Source organism: Nostoc sp. C110, from assembly GCF_043099725.1.
In the GTDB taxonomy this organism is placed as follows: Bacteria; Cyanobacteriota; Cyanobacteriia; order Cyanobacteriales; family Nostocaceae; genus Nostoc; species Nostoc muscorum_A.
Map to the genome: position 1 here is coordinate 36,632 of NZ_CP171139.1, position 19,440 is coordinate 56,071.

The window sequence follows — 19,440 nt, forward strand, 5'->3', positions numbered from 1 at the left end:
CAATATATGTAGTTAGTAATTACACGTTTTGGCTCTTACGTGGAATAGTCAATTGAAACTGGCACGGTGATGCCAAACTGGTTGTGCTTTTACCCAAAATGTAACCAGACCCAAAAGTTGTCAGGGTCTGGTTACAGCTCTTGTAAAAATTTCCTCGTCAGCACTTGGTACGGGTCTATGAAGAAGTGCCAGCTTCTCTTCACTAAAGAAGCTGTATTCAAAGCACAAAGGCTGGGGTGTGGGGTAAGCCTGGGCTAGAAAAACCTTGGGATTATCGGCGGCGCTAGAGGGAAGATTGAACACGTAAAGCGCCCCCGACTACACCAAAGGCTTTGGACAGTCTACTTCAACCGGGTTGTTAGCCTGCTTACTGCTTGAGGATTGTTAATTTAACGAATGACGTTAACATGCCCATCTGGAACAAATGGGCATTCATCTTCGTCAAAAGTGATTACTAGCTGATGTGTAACAACCAATCCTCCAATAATCTGTGCTGCTTCTTCTGGAGACATATCTGGTTGAGCGTTATTAACATCCTGAGCAATTACATAGTAAGTCCAAATACCTTCAGGTTTCTCCTCATTGGCAAAGAAGAAAATTCCGGTGTATATCCCGTCAGATGGTTTCTCATCAGGAGAAATGCCATCGTCTTGCATCTGCATCTTACGGTACTCACCACTAGGCCCAATTAAGAAGCATTGAACAAATAGTTCAGCACCTCTTAATTGCTTACCTTCCTTGTCAAAAAACTCAGCTCGAATGAGAAATGGTTCTTTTCGGTAGCCACGCACTACTTCAGGAGCGGAAATTTTGTAGTTTGAGAGAACATGAATATTTGTATTCATGTCACTCGCTGAGTAGGTATATGTTTTACCTGTTGTTACCCTGGTATATTCCCACTTGAGACCTGCTGCGAAAGGTTTACCTAATGCAACTGGCTCAGGGTAAACAAATGACATCTTTAACCCTTCTGACAGAGTTAATTCACCTGGACTTGGAACTGTGTTGTCTTGTCCACGTCGAACAGGATCACGCACATCGCTGGCAGCAGCAGCAGTCGCAACGGCAGAGGCAGCAGCAACAAGTCCTGCTGCAACATAACTAGATCCACCACCTGATGCACCTATGCTGCAACAACTCCCACTTCCTGTACTTGGATCAACAGTTCCTCCTGCTGTAACACTGACACTACCCGTTCCGGAGGTAGCCTCTACAATTGAAGCGGCAATTAGCAGAATAACAGCTATGATTGCTAGCAAAACTTTCCACCAAGGGTCTTGGTAGGGCAAATCTCCATATTGTCCAGAGAAAGGTACTCTGGGTGTAACTCCTGCTTCTAGATTGAGTGGTAAAAAGCCAGGTGGACAGAATTCAAAATCAGAATCATGTCCGTTAAAAAGTCTGCCAAATGAATTCAGAAGTTGTACAGCTTCTGTATCATCAACTTTAGATTTTCGTTTTCCACCACAACATTTATTCTTGGGAACAACTAAATCTTGAAACTTTACTTCTATAACTCCTTCTGGAGTCTCAGCAGTAAAAGTTGTTGATGCTGGGTTGAATTGAACGCGAGTGACAAAAATCTTCTTGATAACTCGTTTACGCCCTGTGGATGTTTCTGCAATAAAACTAATGTAGTGAGTTCCCGGTGGGGTACTTGAAAAATCCGCATTCCAAGATAGAACACGAGCTGCATTGCTTTCAAGATTACTGATAAAATGTGTAAAAGGGGTAATAGAAATACTGGGATGCGAAACACCCTCAACATAGATCCTGATGCCTGTTGCCGCTACCGCTCCCACATTAATAAAGTGGGCATTCAGAAACTGTTTGCCTAGGGCAACTTCAAAAATGCCGTCAGGGAGCATGAACCCAGTAATAGGCTCTGTTGCAAATGGTCGATTGGGTATTGTTATTGTGTTCATAGCTTTAGCTTCCTGTTTACTGTTCTGCATCTTCAGTTGGGAGAACTAGCACACTCAGTCCTCCAACCGTAGAGTTGTCAACTAGTTGCTCAACATGAAGCAACGAAGCACCACCTTTTACAGTTCCAAGTAGAGTTAAACCAGTTCGCTGTCCAGGTTCTATTTCAATTCCATCAATTACAGGGACAGCGTTTTTAAGTTGGTCTTCACAAGGATAAAGGGTTTGAACAAAGCCTATCTCTGCAACTTCTCCCTCTCCTGAAATTTTGAAATCACGACCCAAGTGTTGAATCAAAGGTTTAATTTGTTCCAGTCTGTCTTGACGAACTCTAATCTGAAACTTTTTGGCTTTTGGCTCTGGGTTGTGTATTTCAAAAGCAAGTCGGAAGAAACCTCTCGCTGCTAAGGCAACAGAAATATTTCTTTGGGCAGTGTGTCGATCAGTAGGAACATTAAATTCTTTGGTTGCTGGCAATGGATCTAAAGCAGGATGAAAAGCCTCTGCCAATAAACATTCGTGTCCTTCGTTAACGAACTGTGGTACCCACGGTGTCAGACAGAGTACATCCGCCGATTCTCCTGAACCGAGTTTCACATAAGCTGTTCCAATAAAGTTTGCTGTGGTGCGATCAAAACCAACAGAGGGATTAGCCCAGTAGAAACGCACCGTAGCATTCTCCACACTGGATGTACCGTTGTTAACTACATTTGCCCAAACATAGCAAGATTTACCTGCTATCGGTATACCCATAGCACCTTCAGGATTATCCCCAGGAACTGTCCAAATGTTAGGACTATCCCACCAAGGATTACCGTCCTGAATTTCCAGATTAACTGTCATAGCATTGCTCCTTCTGGATTTTGGATTATTTGTTTCACTAAAACCTAAATCAAAACACCCCTCTAGCCACGATTACTTTATCGGGTTCATTTCGGGTTGACAGTATCCACAACGGTACTTTCCAGTCTCTCTGCTTTGCTAAGAAAAGCACTTGAGCAAACCATCCTTATAAAGAGCCGCGCTACCATAGCTACTCCGAGCTTCTTTGGAGCCTTAAGAGATCGCGCTTTTCTGTGGGAGACTGAGAACTACAAAAAGTTACTACACGGAACTTTTTGTTAATTTCGGGAAAATATTTTAGTCATATTTCATAAATTTTTCGTAAAAAATGACTATTTTTGTGATTTTTTATACAGCATTTTTGTTGCCTAAAAAATATACTGTTGCTAACAGTCATAAATTATCAGCTATTTGAAAATTAATTAGCATACAATACAATCAATGATTGGGAGTGTCATTTTTTTGGTAAATTAGCTAAAATTTCGGCAATTTCCCTAACAAAAATTTTGAAAATTGACCAAGGGTAGATGCCAACAGTTTGAAATGTCAGATCCAAGTCCACGATGGCTACGTGGATGCCTAAGCCAGCTATCCCAGTCATTGACTCTGGCAATGCAGCATACCAAGTTGATGTTACACCTGTATTGGGGTAGTGTTACGAAAACTGTCACCAGGGGCAAAGTAATGAATAAGGAAAAGCGATTTCTTAATATATATGTAGCATTACACGTAAGGGCTATTACGTGTAATTAAGAGCGAAAACTATTGATTCTACGTTGTTATAAAAAAGTGAAATAAGCGGCTCAAAGTGATATTTCGCTAACGGTATCCACTGCTCATTTGACCCCATTCATGCCATCATCGCGCAATAATTTTTTTTGCGAAGGAAGAAAGCAGACATACTCATCGCCATCAAGCCAATCGGATGAGAAGATTCGGGAATTTGTGCTGTTTGACTCACAGAGAAAAGCGCAAAGGTACGGATTGCATTTATATCAGTGCCAGATATATCTGGATTAATGGTGATATTTATCACACAACTACAAATTCCACCGCTTTGATAAGTTGCTTCTAAAAATTCACTCCATTTGCGTCCTGCATAATAATCTGCATAGTTACCCAAGATACTGCCAAAATAGTTAGGGGCAAAAATAATATTGCCTTGATTATCAATGAGCCGGATACCCAAAGCGGATTGTTGAGGAATAAGATAATCTTGAGTTCTTTGTGTTTCACCTATGGCAATTGAAGCAGGATAAGTGGTTTCTAATAAATTATCAATTGCATTGCGTGCCGCTTCAGCACCTTGAGCATCAAGCCAAAATGTGGGTTGACGAATCAAGTTAGAAGGATTACCAAATAAATTGGTGAAAGTACTCTGCACAAAGTTAACATTGTAAGGAATAGTGGCAATTTCCAACTCTTTAATGCCAATGATATTACCCTGAGAGTTAAACTGAATTGTGGCAGCTTGAACTGAGTGGGAAATGAGGCTGAATGCTGAGGTGGCAAGGGTTAAGAGGAAAATTTGTCTAAGTTTAAATATCAGCTTTAGTGTCACCATAAGACTATGTAATTATAAGGAGATATGAAAGTATGCTAAAGCATATTAAAATTCTCTAGCAACAATTTAAACACCTATATGGATGCCTAAGCCAGGAAGTTTCGCTTTTACTTCAAGGGGTTTTTGGGATAAACCCTCGAAAAGGGGGATTATGAAAAGTGAGTTTTGACGCTATCACCCTATAACTCTTGCCAGATAAGATTCTTGGCTAAACCCCGTCTCAGAAAGTGTACAATTTGAGACAAGTCTGAATTATGTCTCTTTACATGTCTCAAAATACCATTCTTAGATCGTCTAAGAAATAGTGATATTCTTCACCCTGACTAGCTTTCACCGATCGCGTACTAATCAAAAGAGTGAAGTACCATTCAACAACAAATTCTAGAATCCCCCTTTTCGGGGGTTAATGCAAAAAACCCCATTATCTCGCCCGTCAGTGAAAGTTGGGGATAAAGTTGAGTTTTTCAACGACAGTGTTCACAAGTGGCAAGTCGGAATCATTAAGAGCGTTCAACTAATGTCTTCATATTTTTGTAGCGCAACAATTGAGTATCGAGGCAATAAGTGTAAAGTATGTCAATTAGAAATCTTCAGAAGTGATTGGATCAAATTTCTGCATCATTTGCGTTAAAGATGCAGCCAAAGTTGCACGTCCAGTTCTAATTGGGAGGGGCGGGAGATAATACTCCCCTTCGACCTAACTCAATATTTAAAGCTTTCTCTGTCACCTTCTCATAATGGTTGTCATAATCTTAAAAAAGCCGAATGCTCCATTTAAAACACCTGCTGTTTTCACTCCACCCATCATCGCTCCCATAATGCCGAGTGAAAGTGTATCGACTCCGGTCAGGTATAGATTTTTAATTGGTGTTCTAGCCCCGATCCAGGATTGATCCAGGCGTTCAGGAATACAGGGAATGCCAAAGATAGCACCGCGATCGCTAGCATCAAAGTGTTCCACCGTCAGTGGAGTCGAGAGTTCGGCATACTCAATCAAATCCTGAAAGCCAGGGTAGTGGCGCTCCACTAACTGAATCAGGGATTGGGTAATTTGGGCTTTCAGTTCAGTGTAATCCGCGCCTCGCCGTCGCCAGGATTGTTCCCGCCACTGCGAAAAGAAATCATAGTCAACGTGGGCAATGATTTCTGCCGTATGCACCTCAGCTAATGGATCTTTAAGCGATGGAAATGAGAGATAGCAGAATTTAGCGACAGGGATGGGTGGATCTTGGGCAATTGCGTCGTGGTTATAGGTCGTGTAAATCCAATGGTTCTCACCCTGAAATCCCAGTTGCTGTGGACTCTCTTTGAACCCTAAATATACCGTCACCATACTGCTACTTTTTGGAAATGCTTGAATTTTCTGGCGCTCTGCCAGCGCGTAGTTGGGTGGAATCAGCTTCACATAAGTATTGAAGGCTCCGGCATCAGACACCACAATAGGTGCAAAGTACGTTTCCAGGTCTGCCAAGGCATGTGCTGTATCTTGGGCTTTCACTCCCACTGCCACCCCGGATTCCAACAAGATTTCTGTGACTCGGCGTTGGGTGATGACGACACCACCCCCCTGTTCAATCACGGGAATAATGGCTTGGGCGATCGCCTTTGCCCCACCCACAGGATACCAGCCGCCCTTAAAATAATGGGTAACAATCGCACCATGAATGCCAAAGCAACTTTGAGATGGCGGTAAGCCATAATCTGCCCACTGGGAAGCCAGTAATGCTTTGAGTTGGGCATCTTGAAAATGTCTGTTCAAATAATGCTGGGTTGTTTGTCTAGCAATGGCCCCGAAATGACGAACAAACCGCCTGAGTAGAGGATGCAGCAATACCGGAAATAGCTCCAACATTGAATGCGCCCCAAACCAAAATGCTGCTTTCTGGACATCCTTAAAGTACCGCCGAATGGCTGTCTGCTCGTGAGGAAAGCGCTGGATTAGATCAGACTCAAAGCGATTGGGGTCAGAATAAACCTCAAAGGTGAAGTCCGGGTAGACAAATTTTTCAAACGGATCGGGCATCTTGTGCCAATTCAAATTGCCATTGGTGAGATAGTCAAACACAGCTTTGCCAGTGCCTCCATCTCCCATATTTCCAACATAGTGCAGCCCCACATCCCAACTAAATTTTCTCTTGCGCTCGAAGGTATGGGTGAATCCCCCAGGGGTGAAATGCTGTTCTAACACTAAAACGCTTTTGTGATAAAGCTTAGATAGGAGCGCGGCAACCGTCAACCCACCAATTCCAGAGCCAATCACAATTACATCAAACCGCTGCTGTCGAGTTGTTGTGACCATAGTTACTCTCATAAAGAATGTAGATGTTGGGGTATGAGTATCATCAGAACAAAAAATCGGGATAAACTTAAAAGCCTTATTCGCTAAGGATTTTCCTGATAACGAAGGTCATTAACTTCAACTTATTATCGACTCACTACTCAATGAGAAAATAAGGGTTTCAGCCTTTAAATATGCTTGTATTACTCCTGTAATACCTCTTAACCCGGTTTCTGCGCGAATGCTACTCATACCCCGAATGGAGCGAGATTAACCGGGGAGGCAATCAGGCGATTGGTGGATGGGCTGTGCAAGCAAGCCGGAATTACTAAGAAGATGTCACCGCATCGGCTACCTTTCCTTTTGCGACTTATTCTAAGCCAGAGGAGGTTAACCCAAATATTAACTAAAAGAAAAGATATACCAATGAATAGCAATCTTAATGCTGGATTTTTATTATTATTATTGTTTGTTTTTGGTACAAGCCCAGCAGGAAAGTGGGCGGAATAAATCTAAAATTGTCAATCTCAAATCTACAATCGGCATCCAAGAGTGGGTGCAGTCAATCTCAAAGACGCTCTCTACGAGACGCTGCGCAAACGCTATCGTCAATCTCAAATCTACAATTGTTTGACGCAACCTGCGGGAACAGATTCAACATTAAATCTACAAAAATTTACCCCGTTTTTGACCCCTTGTTAAGAATTCTTCCTAAAAGGCTAAAACGCCTATACCGTAATCCCTTCAGCCTTTGTAAATAAATCTTGTGAAAGATTACAATTGTGCTTTGATTTTGCTGTTTTGTGCTTTGCACAAAAAATTGCCAAAATTCCCGATTTTCACCAATTCTCACCAATTAAACTCAATATATCCCAATCTTCCAGAATGCAAATTCAAATTCATTGCTGATTTTTTTACCTCTTCAACATCTTCCAGTCACCAAATTCTCATTAGCTCAATAATTCCCAATAAATCCCAAAAGTCACCCGATTTATCCCCATATTTACCTACTAATTTTAAACACGCTAATTAGTGCATAAGCTCTGTAATCCATCTTTTTTTGACGCACAGTACGCCACGTTTGGCGGAAAGTTTTTTTTGAAAAAAAGTGAGGATCAAAGTGAATTCAAAATCACTTTCATCAAAAAGAAGTACCGAGCAGCTACATTGATACTACAAAACTAACTGTACAGTTCACTCTCTTGAACGCTGACTATTAAAGACTCAATTCATCATCCTGCTGGCGTTGCTGTTGCTGCTGTTGCCTTAACTGTCGCCCATAATCAATAAGCTGCTGATTCCAATCACTGGCTTTAGATTTTTTGATTTGGGACTGTGGCATTAGTTCTAATACACGCTGTGCTGCCGCATCAGTGCTTTTATCGTTACCAAACGCCACCAGTATATTAGGAACTTTCTGCAATCGCTCAAGCGGTAAGCTCTTGATATCATCAATAGCCATATAGACTGTTCGTTCGGGTGGAACATCGCCCCTCTTCAGATATTCCAGCATGGCTCTTGAGATAGCATCGATGGGGGACTTGCACAGAATCGCTGTTGAGGTTTTATCGGTAGCCTTGCCCCCCAAACTGAAGTAAAACCAGCTATCACTGCGTTTGGTTCCTTTAGAGTACCCTTTAAAGCTGTTGTTCTCGCCCCTAGTTCCCCGTAAGAATGCACCGTTACGTTGACTATCAAGATTCCGCATGACAAAAACAGCGTTTTGTTGGTCATCAGCGTAAACTAGCCCCTGGTTATGAAGCATTTGAATACAGTCAGAGGGGATGCCACGAATTTGAGTGAGGTAATGTTCAATGGCAGACCAGTTAGCTTTATCTTCAACGGGTGGGGTGAATTGGGGACGGGCTTGGGTCTGGATAATGTCAGCAGCCCTGTTCTTAACGTGAGCTAGAGCTGCCCGTTCTACCCCAGCTTCCCCAAATCGCTCATCTAACCAGACAACCGCTTGCCGAAAATTGCACTGATTAACGTGCATTACCAAATCAATCGCACCGCCTGAGCCTTTGGAGTGTTCGGGAGCAAAGTCATAGAATTTTTCCGCATCTATATTAATGATGTGTCCGTGACCCCGCCACCGCTCACGCTCGTAATTTAGCCCCAGTTCCCAAGCGACATCCTCTAAGGCCAAGTCCCGCAGTTGTTGGGTTTTCAATTCCAGCGATCGGACAATTTCTTCTAGCCGTTGTCGTTCCTTCTCGCTGGCCCTAGCCCGTTGCTCCGCACGTTCTAGTCGCTCTTGCATGAAAGCGCGGTCAGCCAGTTGGTGGTTGATGGCGTGGAATTGGTGATCATTCTGAATCCGAGCAACGTAATTTGTAGCTGATTCAAAAGGTTCGGGTTCAAGTTTTTTATTCGACCAGACGTTGTTTAGTGGTTCACTATTAACGGCTTGGTAATACTCCTTTACTTTGGTGTGGGTTGCCTTACTGCCCTTGACTCCTCGTTCAATGCCCAAAGGAGCAAGTGCATCAGCATAGCTATCTTGCAGCTTGGATAACTTGATTCTTCCCTGTCCACCTCTACCGCCAAACATCGCATCATGACTGACTCTCCCGGTTTTATCGTTCAACGGCACGATGTAGGCGTGGATGTGTGGGGTACTTTCATCTAGATGAAGCTCTGCGCTGACGCACTTTGATCCATAGTTTTGAGATAGCCAGTCACGAGATGCGATCGCCCATTGCTGCATCAGTGAATCAGACCACTGCCCGGACAGAGATGGATCTTTTGGGCGGAAATATTCAGGCGATGCCGAGAGAAACATCTCGGTGCATAAGACTGCATCATGCCGAGGGCGATGCTTGAGTGTAGAGATTTTTTCTTTGACTATCTCCTCTAATGCGCGTTCGTCTTCTCCCCCAATCAACCGGACATTCTCTCTAGTTGGATCTGCGTTGGGTGTTTCTCTGTTTCTGGTAACATGGTCATCACTTCCGGCAACGTTGCCGAATGTTTTTAGTTTCTCAATTCTGAGAATCGTTAGTGGCGACATAAAAGTTTTATGCTACAAATGCAGTACTTTTGTAGTACGAAAAACCCCTTTGGGCGAACGGCGGTTTCATGTCACGAGCGCAGCGAGAGATGGCGCAGCCACCCGCAGGGCATGAAACCATAGTGAGTATGGTATCACTTATACAAAACCCCGAAATCCACTTTTGGGGGAGAAATCGCGCTTACTGCTTGGTGCGAAAATACGCCCAAAAGCACCTTTAGGGGGTATAACGACAGTCGTTTGACAGTCATCGGGTTTTTGGACAATGACTGTCAAACGACTGTCATTTGGTACAGTAGAGGGATACTAGGGGTAGTTTACGGCGCATTTTGACAGTCATCAAAATTTGGTATCAATCAACACGATGGCTTACTCATAATCTCCTTTAATTCGGTAGGAATACAGGACATGGAGCAACCTAATTTAGAAGTGCTTTCGATTAAGCGCAGTCACGACAGTAGCGATGGTCAGTTGCTGCAATTTTTACGAGAGCGAGAGCGTAAAATGTCGGGCAGAGGTTTGACTAAAATTGTTTTGAGTACTTTGAAAATGTGCTGGGGGCCATTTGTCATGAAGCGTCAGGGTGCTGACAGCGACACTCTCAAGACTGCTGTGATTTACTCTATCTCACAGTTGGAATTACAGATTCACTTGCTCAAGCAATTACTCAATTGAGCGATTCTTTGAAGTACGTTTGCAACAAATCTGTATTATATATTCTCAATAATTTTCAAGTTATTGAGAATAAGCCAGTTTGATAAAAATGGCTAAAAGCTAGTTTGTGTATGTATTAGACACCAATTTTTTGGTCAAAGCCATGTTCTAAATAGCAGACATTTTGTACTGAATAGTCAAAGTTTCTTGACAGCTATAACAGTTAAAAGCGTGTATAAGCTGTGCAGAATAGCAGACATTTTGCACAGGAATCGGGGTTTTAGGTGCAAAATGTCTGCTATTTGTAACTGTGATTAATCAGACAATTTCACTACTTAAAACAAGTTTCATCTCTATTAACAAGCGTGGAGATTGTAAAATGAACAATTTCTATTCAGGTATGAAGAAAAAAAATCGGATGTTAAGAGGGCTGGCTTAAGTTAATGAAAGAATTATTGAAGTACAGTTGCAACATAAATGTATTACGCGTTCTCAATAATTTTGAAGTTATTGAGAATGAATCCAGCGTTCAAAATTTGCTGTAAGTCATTGTCAGTCAGCATTACGCCCGAAATTTTCAATAAATGTCTTATGCTCAACTGGTAGCAGTAGAGTAGCCCTACTGCTACCAGTTGGGGAATCATCAAATTTTCAAAAACTCGCTTTTTTACTGCTCAACTGGTAGCTATGTGTCACCAGTTGAGCTACCCAACAGCTACCACTTGGGCAAAGTGTTTAGGACTACTATTTTAATACTGCTAATCTACATAAAATCTATGTAATAAGCGGTGTTTGCAGCATAGTTTTGGTATAACTCACAAGTGGAGTGCAGTTCTGATACTACAAAAGTAGTTATTGAGTATTATTAGTTGACGTTGATTCAAAGTTTTTTTAGTTTTGGCTCAAAAAACTGGCCAAAAATTATTGCGTACTGTGCGTAAGTTTTGGTCAAGAATTTTTGGTGGATAAATCAGGGTGGTAAATGAGGTTTTTGAGGTCGAAATCCTTATATTTACCTTATGCTTACCTTGTAAATACCTTGGAGATGCCATTGCAGTACCTTATTTTTGGCAAAAAAGAAGGATTTTGTAAAAAACGGTGATTTTCAGTGTTGAAGGTGCAAATAAATCCTTATATTTGCCATTGGAATACCATTGAAATGCCATTGCAGAACCTTATTTCTGACATTTTTATAAAATCCTTGTATTTACCTTATAAATGCCTTTCGAGTTAATTAATGCTTAGGGTGCGAAGTTTTTCGTCAGCCAAAAAAATTAGTATGATTTCGCCACCTGCACATAGAAAATCTTTAGGGAGCGGAAGCGAGATGTCTATCGATAAAAAGGAACTGGTACGGCGCGTTTCTCAACGTTTAAGCAAAGGTAGTGGCACAGTTGAAGAAATTATCTAGAGCGGTAAAACTTGCTAGAGATAGGTTGGAAGCATAGTAAACTCCTTTGATATTTTCTAAGACGCATACGTAATTAAGCCTTTAGTCTCACCTCTCCAGTTAGTTTTGCCGTTCTAGGAAATTATTGATGCCACTGTAGAAGAAATTTATGAATCGCTCAAACAGGGGGAGAGTGTTTCTCTACGGAACCTGGGAGTGGCTGTTTACCTTCAGTTTATTGGTGCAGAGTAGTAATTCTACTCTGCCTCAAGAAAGTTTGACGTAGCTCATTGCTGGCCGGACAACCAACGGGCTAACCCTCCCAGTTTTCGATGGGATTGGGGAACGAACCCTGAAGTTTGCCCCACACGCCAATTGACCAAGGCAGACACGCCATTATGCCAGAGGGAGGGGTTTTCTCGTCCGAAGGCTTCGGTGTATCGCTGATACTCCAGCAAAATTTCTTGCCAGTGGAGTGCGACGCGAGTGGGAAAGTCTTCGCCCCAAGACCAGAAGAGGAAGCGTTTTTTATTGAGAGGACTCGATCTCCAAAAGCCTAATCGCGGTTGCTTGATGGGAGCATCTGCCCAAAGGTGTCGTCCTTCAAACCATTGCAGTTCCGGCAGGACATCTTGAAAAAAGGAATTCCAGAGCCACGCTTCTACCGTACAGGCTTGCTGCTGCTGCCACTCAATCAGGGTTTTTGAGAGGTTGACCACCTCGCTTCGGGTAAAATCAGGGCGAGAGCGGTCTAACTGCATCGCTTCCCGTCTTTGACGAGCTTCAAAAGCCACCGCTTCCATTGTGGATTGATAGGCTTGAGCGATCGCACTCAGATTCAAAGAAGCGTAGCCCACTTTTAACTCCTGTTGACTCCAGTAGCCGTAGGAGCGCAACAGGAGAATTTCGGTTTGCTCGTACAGATGGAGCAGTTCACCATCGGCGGGAGCAGTAGCGATCGCTACTGCTAATTGATGGCGGAGCTTCAAGAGTGAGGAGCGATGGGGAACTAGGGGATTTCCTTGATATACCCAGAGGATGCGATCGACTGAGGTAGTAGACTTAACCCTGACTAAACTCGCCAGAGGACCCAAAGCCGTTACGGAATCGACGGGCAAGCGGGGTAAATTGCCAAACCCCTCTTCAACTCGATGGGGTTCTAAGGGTGAGAGGAAGTTTCCCGCCACCGCACTCATTTCCTCCACGACGGGATCTGTGGCATCGCAGCCGGAGAAGACGATTTGTAGGCGCGTATTATTGCTCATGGCAGCATTGAGGCGGGGGTCAGGGTTGCCAGCAGAGGACTGTTGACCGAAAGCCAGCAAAACGCCTTTGGACAGGGATTTTTCGAGGAAATCGGCAAACTCCCCTTTGCCACCGAGGAGGGAGTTCATCTCATCCCCGACCATCAGCACGGGGCGCATCCCCACATCTTTCCAGTTAGCAGGACACTGAACCACTAAATCCTCGTAAAGCAAAGGGAAGAGTAGGCGAGCCAATCCCTTACTCATCGAGGAATTGAGTCCGTCGGATTGGTCGATCACCAACACTTGTAAATCGTTACTTTGACGGAGGCGCGAGCTAAAGTTAGGTAGGTCGTCAGCCGCCATCACTGAGGCTAAACTCTCAATTTCGGAGAGCAGTTGTTGGGCGGTGGGACCCACCATTGCTTCATGGGCGGGCTGTCGCTGCAACAGGGGCAAGAGGTTGCGGCGCAGGCGTTGTTTAGCTTCAGGAGGAACTTTGGGCGAGTTGAGCAAGGTTTCTAGGGGATGGCTCGATTCATCGCCTTGGGGCAGAATTACCCAGAGAGGTAAGACTTGCTCTAAGGTAACTTCACCTGCATACTCATACTTGAGCAATTCCAAAATGGCAGCGAAGCGGACTACCGCATCCCGCATGAATTTCTCCGTATCTCCTGAAACATCCTGAATTGGAATGAGATTAATCAGGGTTGCTGCTAATTTACGGCAATCCTGGGGATTGACCCGCCCATCCCGGATGGGGATGCGATTTAAGGGGTTAAACCGTCCTTTCGTTAAGCGGGTGAGGGGAATCTCATTGGCTGAAATCACGGTGTGGTCGGGAAAAATTGCCTCGAAGAAGTCCTTATCATCCTGCCATTTAGTGCTGAACCAGATGATGGAGAAGTTGTAATTTTTCGCCAGATTTACCACTAGCTTAAACATGAATTCGCTCTTGCCAGCGCGAGAGGGTCCGACTAAGCGAATGTGTCCTTTGAGGAGTTCCCCTAAATCCTGAGAAACTAAATAACGATACTGCCTGACATCTAGTTCGCTGGTGGGGTTGGGAATGGATGCCCCATAGCCGTAATATCCTAACGGAATATCGCCGGAAAGTTGTCCCAAAATTGCCGCAGGATTATCAAAAATTCCTCGATAATCTTTGCCACTGTGAATGGCTTCAGGAGAAATTTGGTGAATAATTCCCTGTCCTAAAGCTTGGTATTGAGCGATCTGGTCTTGGCAGTTTTTGACATCAAAAGTGTTCTGAGCAAATGGGTATGCCATTGTTTTAACCTCGATTAGATTCTGAATAAGTGTCGGTTTTGGCTTGAGTCTGTGTCTCAGTATTCGTCTGTTTTTGTACTCCTAAATACTGATCTATCGCTTTGTAGGTATCAGATTTGTTTTCAGACTGATCCCATCTGCTCAATGAGCCTTTATCTTTTTCGGCAACAAAATATTGCGTTCCTCCCCCATAATTAAGCTCTTTATTTTTTGTCCAATTTTCAACATCAAAGCTAGTGGATTTCAAGGCTTGAACTTCTTTATTAGCTACATAAAGTTCAGGCACACGATTTTGATTTGAGAGGGAGTCGCCTTGGATACCTAGCTCTGATTTATCTGAGTCTTTGCTAAAGTAGGAACCCACCTTACCCTCTCGGTTCGCTTCTGGATATTGATATTGCTTCAAGACTTCACCGGGTTTAATCGTTTCGATACTTACCTCTCGATTGAAATTAATTCCTTTCATCTCCTGTAAAGCCTTGTCATTGCTATATCCGGCTTCTTTATAAAAATTTTGGGCTGTCTCAAAACGTTCTCTGAGGACAGGATCTGAGTGATTCTGCCAGTGTTGTTGCCAACTTTTATCAAGCTTGATATCGCCAGTTAGATCGTTTTTTTCAGCTTCATTCTTGAGAGAATCTTTTTCAGTTTTACCTTCACTTTTGGTTTCATTTTCCTTGGCTTTTTGCTCGAAAGATTTCAGCTTTTTTTCGGCTTCTATAGTTTGCTGTCGGACATCTTTTAAAGTCTGTTGAGCTTCTTTAGCCTGTGCTTGTGCTGCATTGGCTTCTTGGCTAGCGATTTCAGCTTGTCGCGCTGCTTCTGGAGAGTCAGAAAACTTAGCTTCTTGATGTTTCTGCATAGCATTTTGAGTTTTCTCTTGAGCTTCACTTAAAGTTTGTTCAGCATTTCTTCTCGCCTCTTCTGCCTTTTGGTTTAACTGTTCAGCCTGTCTTTTTAATGCTTCAAGTTGAGATGGATCGTAGTTATAACTCATGAATTTATCTCCATTAATTGAATTTGGATAAGGGAAATTTGCTTGATGCAAGCGGCGATCGCTTCTGAAGCTGAAGGGTTACTCAAATCAAAAAAGTTCTGCCAGAGTTGATCGACCTGCTGCAAGAAAGTCGAAAAACAATCCTCTAGCAGTTGGGATTCATAGCCAGTAGAACGCAAGTCTTTCATCTGGTGGAAGGTATCGGCAATAAATGACCATCCCATCGCCAGCAGATCGCAGTGCAAGGCTAATAGTTGAATCTGGGATTGAGGAACCGTTAAATCGCCAATTTGCTCGATCGCCTTGCGCCATTGTTGGCGGATGAACCGATTGGGTGGGCTGTCGGGAAGCTCGATTAAAAAAGCTTCAATGTCTGCAATTAGGGGTAAATGGGGTTCAAACCACGCTAGGCGTTCTTGGGCGATTTGAACAGCTTGGTGATGTTGTGCTACGGGTTGGGAGTTCCTGACGAGATGGGAAAGGGCGATCGCTTGGGGTAAACGCTTCTCAGCGCGATTGATGCCATAGCGCAGGGTGTCTAAACTTTCTTGGGCGGGGAAATGCAGCATACAACTTATCTCCTTATGAGGGGAAAGAATCAGGAGTGACGTTGGGAGCAACTCCTGAGTGAGAGCTTAGAGAAAAAACCCTGGGGGGATCGTGGGTGGTGTCTGGGGCTTAGGTAAGCTCTTTTCGGCTGCCTTTTCTGAGAGCAGGGACTGAGCGAGGATCTCTTTAAGCTTGTCCCGACTCCATCCTTTGCGTTTGAGTTTAGAGTCGGGAATCTGAGAGAGAATGTCCGAGATTCCGTGATGGAAAACGGCGGATAAATCGCTGTGGACTTGTTTCTTCTCTATGCCTTCGTAAATTTGCTTTAACTGCATGGCTAGGGTTTCCATTTCTCTAGCCATCTCAAAATCTTTGAGGGTGTCTTGCAGTTGAGCCAGCAGAGAAAGAAAAAATTCTAAATCTCCCTCATCATCATCATCTTCTGCTCTTTTTTTACGGCGCAAGCAAGAAATGGCAACAAATAGGGCATCAATGCCCACATAGTTACTGGCGAAGCTCCAAGCGCCGGTAATCGTCACGACAAAGATTCCATGCAGGAGAGTTGGGGGGTTGAGTACCAACACCGCTTCTTCGGTTGAAGAGGTTTCTAACTCCTGCCCGGAGAGGTTATTTACATCCGCCGTGCTAAAGAGTAACGTTCCCACTGCCATGTAGTAGAGTAACCACTGTCCGACAAAGGCGAGGAAACGCCCTCCCCGTGATAGCCATTTTTTCTCCTTTGGCAGTTTCCCCTTATGTTCGAGGTAAGCATCACCTAAACTCGCTCCTTCCAGGAGTCCAGAACCCATCAGAGCCACCGCTTCGGTGAGAGGAATCTTCATCCCAAACATGGGGATGACAATGCCGCCGCCACTGAGTAGATAAAGGAGCAGGTTGCTAGAGATATAAGTGGAAACTAAACTCGCTAGGTAAAAGAAGGAGAGGATGCCGACGAGAAGATAATTCCAGAAGTCGGGTTTCTCGTGGGGAGGGTTTGAGTCCTCGTTACTTTGAGAATTGCCCCCATTGCTGCCGTTCCCCTCCTGAACCAAGGGATCTGGGGAAGCCCCTAATGTCCAGTGATTGGGTGCAATGGGAGTTTCCAGCAGGTTTTTAGCATCTATTTGAGGTGGATGATGGGAATGTCCGTTAGATGAATGTGTCTGTACCATTTGTCTTATTCTTGGTTTTAGGAACCGGATTTGGGGCAAATTTGCGGGTTAACGAGGGTCGGTTGGAGCAGTTTGACGTTACTGCTTAACTTATTTGGGATGTAGAGGGAACCGGCTTCGACTTGATTCAGAATTCGGTTTAGGTGAGGGGGCAATTTATCCCCAGAGTCACCCAGTTCGTTGAGTCCCCGAAATGGGTGAACCATTTCCCGTGCGGTAATCTGAAGGATGTAGGGGTGAACCCTGCCCCAGCGAGCTTCCTGCTTTTCGAGAACGGGCTGAAGGTAGATATCCTTATCCCAGTAGTCTTGGGGTAGGACGATAAAGAGTACCGTCCGGGGATAGACTTGGGGGTTGAGGCGGTGCAGCAGTTGGGCATCGAGTTTGCCGGGTTGGATGCGGACGACGGTTTGCTTGTTGGCGATGCTCCAGTTGTCTTTGGTGTCTTTTTGAGTCCAAAATGCGTTAACGGTTTCTTGTGTTCCCGCTAATAAAACCGTAGAAATGCCTTGCTTCGGGTCTTTAAAGCGACTCAGGGGGACTTGTATTTGTAAGGAGGCAGCTTCTAGCTGCTCTCTCATGTCATCTCCCTTGTTGAAGGAATCGCATCGAGGGCGAGTGGTTTCGACTGCGTTGGCTGAATCCTTTTTGGGTGGCTGATTTTGACAACTCATTAGCCCCAAACTAACCCCAAAAATAACTAGACCTCTTGCAAAAGTCCCTAACACCCCACCCCCAACCCCTCCCCGCTCTTCGGCAGGGGTGACAAAGCGTAGCTTTGGCGGGGTGTGGTTCTTAGTTTTTGATTTATGCAAGAGGTCTACTGACCAAAGTTTGAGATTTTTCATCCGTGGTCACTCCGTCTAAACCAATTGAAAGTTGTACGCTGTTGTGTACCTAAAATTTCGGGGAGTGTTCCAAAAACTAAACACCCCAGCGCAGGAACTAAGGTGCAGGCAAAAGATTTAAAATCTTCGCCAATTTGACAGGGAAAAACAATTGTGCCGTTAGGAATTTCTACGCCTACTCGAACAGACATCCAGGCTAAATCCCAAGCGTAGCCCCCCCATGAAGTCCTTGGATCGTGGGCGATCGCCTGTTCAATTAACTTAATTAATTGAGGGGTTAAAGCTGTTTGATATTTATAGATTTGAGTTAGGCTAGCTGCGGCTTCTGAGTCTATTTTTCTCGCCCACTGGATTTTTATTTCTCCTTGTTCAATCTGGCTTATGTATTGTTCAAGCTTGGCTAAAATCGATCTAGAAGGGGATTGTAAATATTGTTGTAAATCCGATGCTATTTCTGGATCTGAAAGTAATTTTCTGATTCTTGTTTCTTGTTCAGTTAGTTCAAGTAACATAGTGTTTAATTCCTCCATTAAATTAAATATTTTTATGTTGATTTTGCCATAATTTTTTATGAGATTATTTTTTGTTTAGCAAGATTCTCAAGAGAGTTTTTAAGAGTCAGGAATTGCAATTTAATAATCAGTTTCGTGCAGAGATAGTAACAAAAATTAAGTTCAATAGACGTTTGTGCAAATTTATTCACAGTAAAAAAAAGATGCTTTCACAACATCCTTCCGGTCATCAATCGGCGGTTAGCACACTGTGTAAGCATCGATAGTTGCACAACTTAGCCACCCAAGATAAGAAGAGAAATAAGCTGATGTGCGGCTAAATTATATAATGTGAAAACGTGAAAATATTGTAGTGCGTTCGCATAGCGTGTCCGAAGGACTAACATCTTGCTCGCTAGCATTAAATCTATGCAGTAAATGACGATCTTCTCATGAGCAATTGAGAAGATAGTCGAACGAGAATTAATCTTATCTAAGCTCTGTAACCACACATAAAGTCCCAGTCAACAATGCAATTTTTCCCGTCGTTGCGATAGAGACGCATTTTTGCACTTCTACAATCTCGAAAGTCCCCTCTGACATCAAATGGGCCATTGATTCCTTTTAAGTTCATCCTGGTGTATGCGACATCTCTGTATTCTGTAACTTGTTGATCTCCTCTGGTATAAGTATTAGATTCTTGTATCCAAATAAGTTCACTATGTTCAATGGGAAGTGTTTCTTCTGTAATGGAGCAGGAAGCATATTCTTTCATTTTGCCTAATCCAACAACAGCAACGACAACACCAGTACCAACTCCAGCAAGCGGAACAATGGGATTATTGTTTGTATCGATGTTCATCGTTTCTAAACCAAGCCATATTAAGGAAGCTGCCCCAATACCAGCCCCAACTGAGCAAATTCCATATCCGATAAAAGTACCTGTCAGTTTTAATGTGCGATGCCAGAACATAATTTCCTCTCCTGGGTTGTTTGTTTCTATGCTTACTTTGCCATAGGTACTGAGCCGTTCCTTGGTTTGTTGAAGCAATTACTCAGGAGATTTTTATCTCGCTAAAATGGGATTTTTAGCAGTATTTTTTGTGATTTTTTATTCACAAAATTAAGGACAAAGAAGATTTGTGCAAGTTTATTCACAAAAAATCTGGATGATTTCCTTTTTTAAT

General features: G+C 43.5%; 15 protein-coding genes and 1 pseudogene. 3 read left to right on the plus strand and 13 right to left on the minus strand.

All coding sequences use genetic code 11. The features are described from left to right. Positions 1-120: 120 nt before the first annotated feature. The 5 genes from ACFFRD_RS02365 to ACFFRD_RS02385 all read right to left on the minus strand — a co-directional run bounded on the left by ACFFRD_RS02365 (position 121) and on the right by ACFFRD_RS02385 (position 6,629). A complete protein-coding gene (locus ACFFRD_RS02365) occupies positions 121-303 on the minus strand; it encodes a hypothetical protein (RefSeq protein WP_392476279.1) in 183 nt (60 codons plus the stop codon). 86 nt (positions 304-389) lie between these two features. Then, positions 390-1,925 carry a choice-of-anchor X domain-containing protein gene (locus ACFFRD_RS02370; RefSeq protein ID WP_392476280.1) on the minus strand — a complete coding sequence of 512 codons (1,536 nt, stop codon included), beginning with the start codon at positions 1,923-1,925 and terminating at the stop codon, positions 390-392. 16 nt (positions 1,926-1,941) lie between these two features. Continuing rightward, entirely contained in the window at positions 1,942-2,766 is an 825-nt protein-coding gene (locus ACFFRD_RS02375) for a hypothetical protein (protein WP_392476282.1), read from the minus strand. Positions 2,767-3,616: 850 nt separating this feature from the next. Then, complete coding sequence (locus tag ACFFRD_RS02380; protein WP_392476283.1) at positions 3,617-4,330, minus strand: hypothetical protein; 714 nt, start codon at positions 4,328-4,330, stop codon at positions 3,617-3,619. A 724-nt stretch (positions 4,331-5,054) separates the two neighbouring features. After that, a complete protein-coding gene (locus ACFFRD_RS02385) occupies positions 5,055-6,629 on the minus strand; it encodes a phytoene desaturase family protein (RefSeq protein ID WP_392476285.1) in 1,575 nt (524 codons plus the stop codon). 234 nt (positions 6,630-6,863) lie between these two features. Between ACFFRD_RS02385 and ACFFRD_RS02390 the strand changes: the two are divergent. Then, a pseudogene (locus tag ACFFRD_RS02390) lies at positions 6,864-6,962 on the plus strand (integrase); the annotation flags it as partial. An 862-nt stretch (positions 6,963-7,824) separates the two neighbouring features. On the opposite strand, the gene mobV reads toward ACFFRD_RS02390, so the two are convergent. Next, on the minus strand, positions 7,825-9,621 hold the full coding sequence (mobV, locus tag ACFFRD_RS02395; protein ID WP_392476214.1) for a MobV family relaxase: 1,797 nt from the start codon (positions 9,619-9,621) through the stop codon (positions 7,825-7,827). Positions 9,622-10,029: 408 nt separating this feature from the next. Between mobV and ACFFRD_RS02400 the strand changes: the two genes are divergently transcribed. Then, a complete protein-coding gene (locus ACFFRD_RS02400) occupies positions 10,030-10,296 on the plus strand; it encodes a hypothetical protein (RefSeq protein WP_392476215.1) in 267 nt (88 codons plus the stop codon). Positions 10,297-11,554: 1,258 nt separating this feature from the next. Continuing rightward, positions 11,555-11,686, plus strand: a complete 132-nt coding sequence (locus ACFFRD_RS02405; protein WP_392476216.1) for a hypothetical protein — start codon at positions 11,555-11,557, stop codon at positions 11,684-11,686. Between the two features lie 266 nt (positions 11,687-11,952). On the opposite strand, the gene ACFFRD_RS02410 is transcribed toward ACFFRD_RS02405, so the two are convergent. The 7 genes from ACFFRD_RS02410 to ACFFRD_RS02440 form a co-directional block, all read right to left on the minus strand. Beyond that, entirely contained in the window at positions 11,953-14,196 is a 2,244-nt protein-coding gene (locus ACFFRD_RS02410) for a hypothetical protein (RefSeq protein WP_392476217.1), read from the minus strand. Between the two features lie 4 nt (positions 14,197-14,200). Further along, entirely contained in the window at positions 14,201-15,193 is a 993-nt protein-coding gene (locus ACFFRD_RS02415) for a polymorphic toxin type 46 domain-containing protein (RefSeq protein ID WP_392476218.1), read from the minus strand. Next, complete coding sequence (locus tag ACFFRD_RS02420) at positions 15,190-15,762, minus strand: hypothetical protein (protein ID WP_392476219.1); 573 nt, start codon at positions 15,760-15,762, stop codon at positions 15,190-15,192. Before ACFFRD_RS02420 ends, ACFFRD_RS02415 begins: the two co-directional genes overlap by 4 nt. Before the next feature lie 66 nt (positions 15,763-15,828). After that, positions 15,829-16,914: a hypothetical protein gene (locus ACFFRD_RS02425; RefSeq protein ID WP_392476220.1), complete on the minus strand. Its 1,086-nt coding sequence runs from the start codon at positions 16,912-16,914 to the stop codon at positions 15,829-15,831. Between the two features lie 17 nt (positions 16,915-16,931). Continuing rightward, on the minus strand, positions 16,932-17,762 hold the full coding sequence (locus ACFFRD_RS02430; protein ID WP_392476221.1) for a hypothetical protein: 831 nt from the start codon (positions 17,760-17,762) through the stop codon (positions 16,932-16,934). Beyond that, a complete protein-coding gene (locus tag ACFFRD_RS02435; protein WP_392476222.1) occupies positions 17,759-18,274 on the minus strand; it encodes a hypothetical protein in 516 nt (171 codons plus the stop codon). Before ACFFRD_RS02435 ends, ACFFRD_RS02430 begins: the two co-directional genes overlap by 4 nt. A 472-nt stretch (positions 18,275-18,746) precedes the next feature. Continuing rightward, complete coding sequence (locus tag ACFFRD_RS02440; RefSeq protein ID WP_392476223.1) at positions 18,747-19,226, minus strand: hypothetical protein; 480 nt, start codon at positions 19,224-19,226, stop codon at positions 18,747-18,749. Positions 19,227-19,440: the final 214 nt, after the last annotated feature.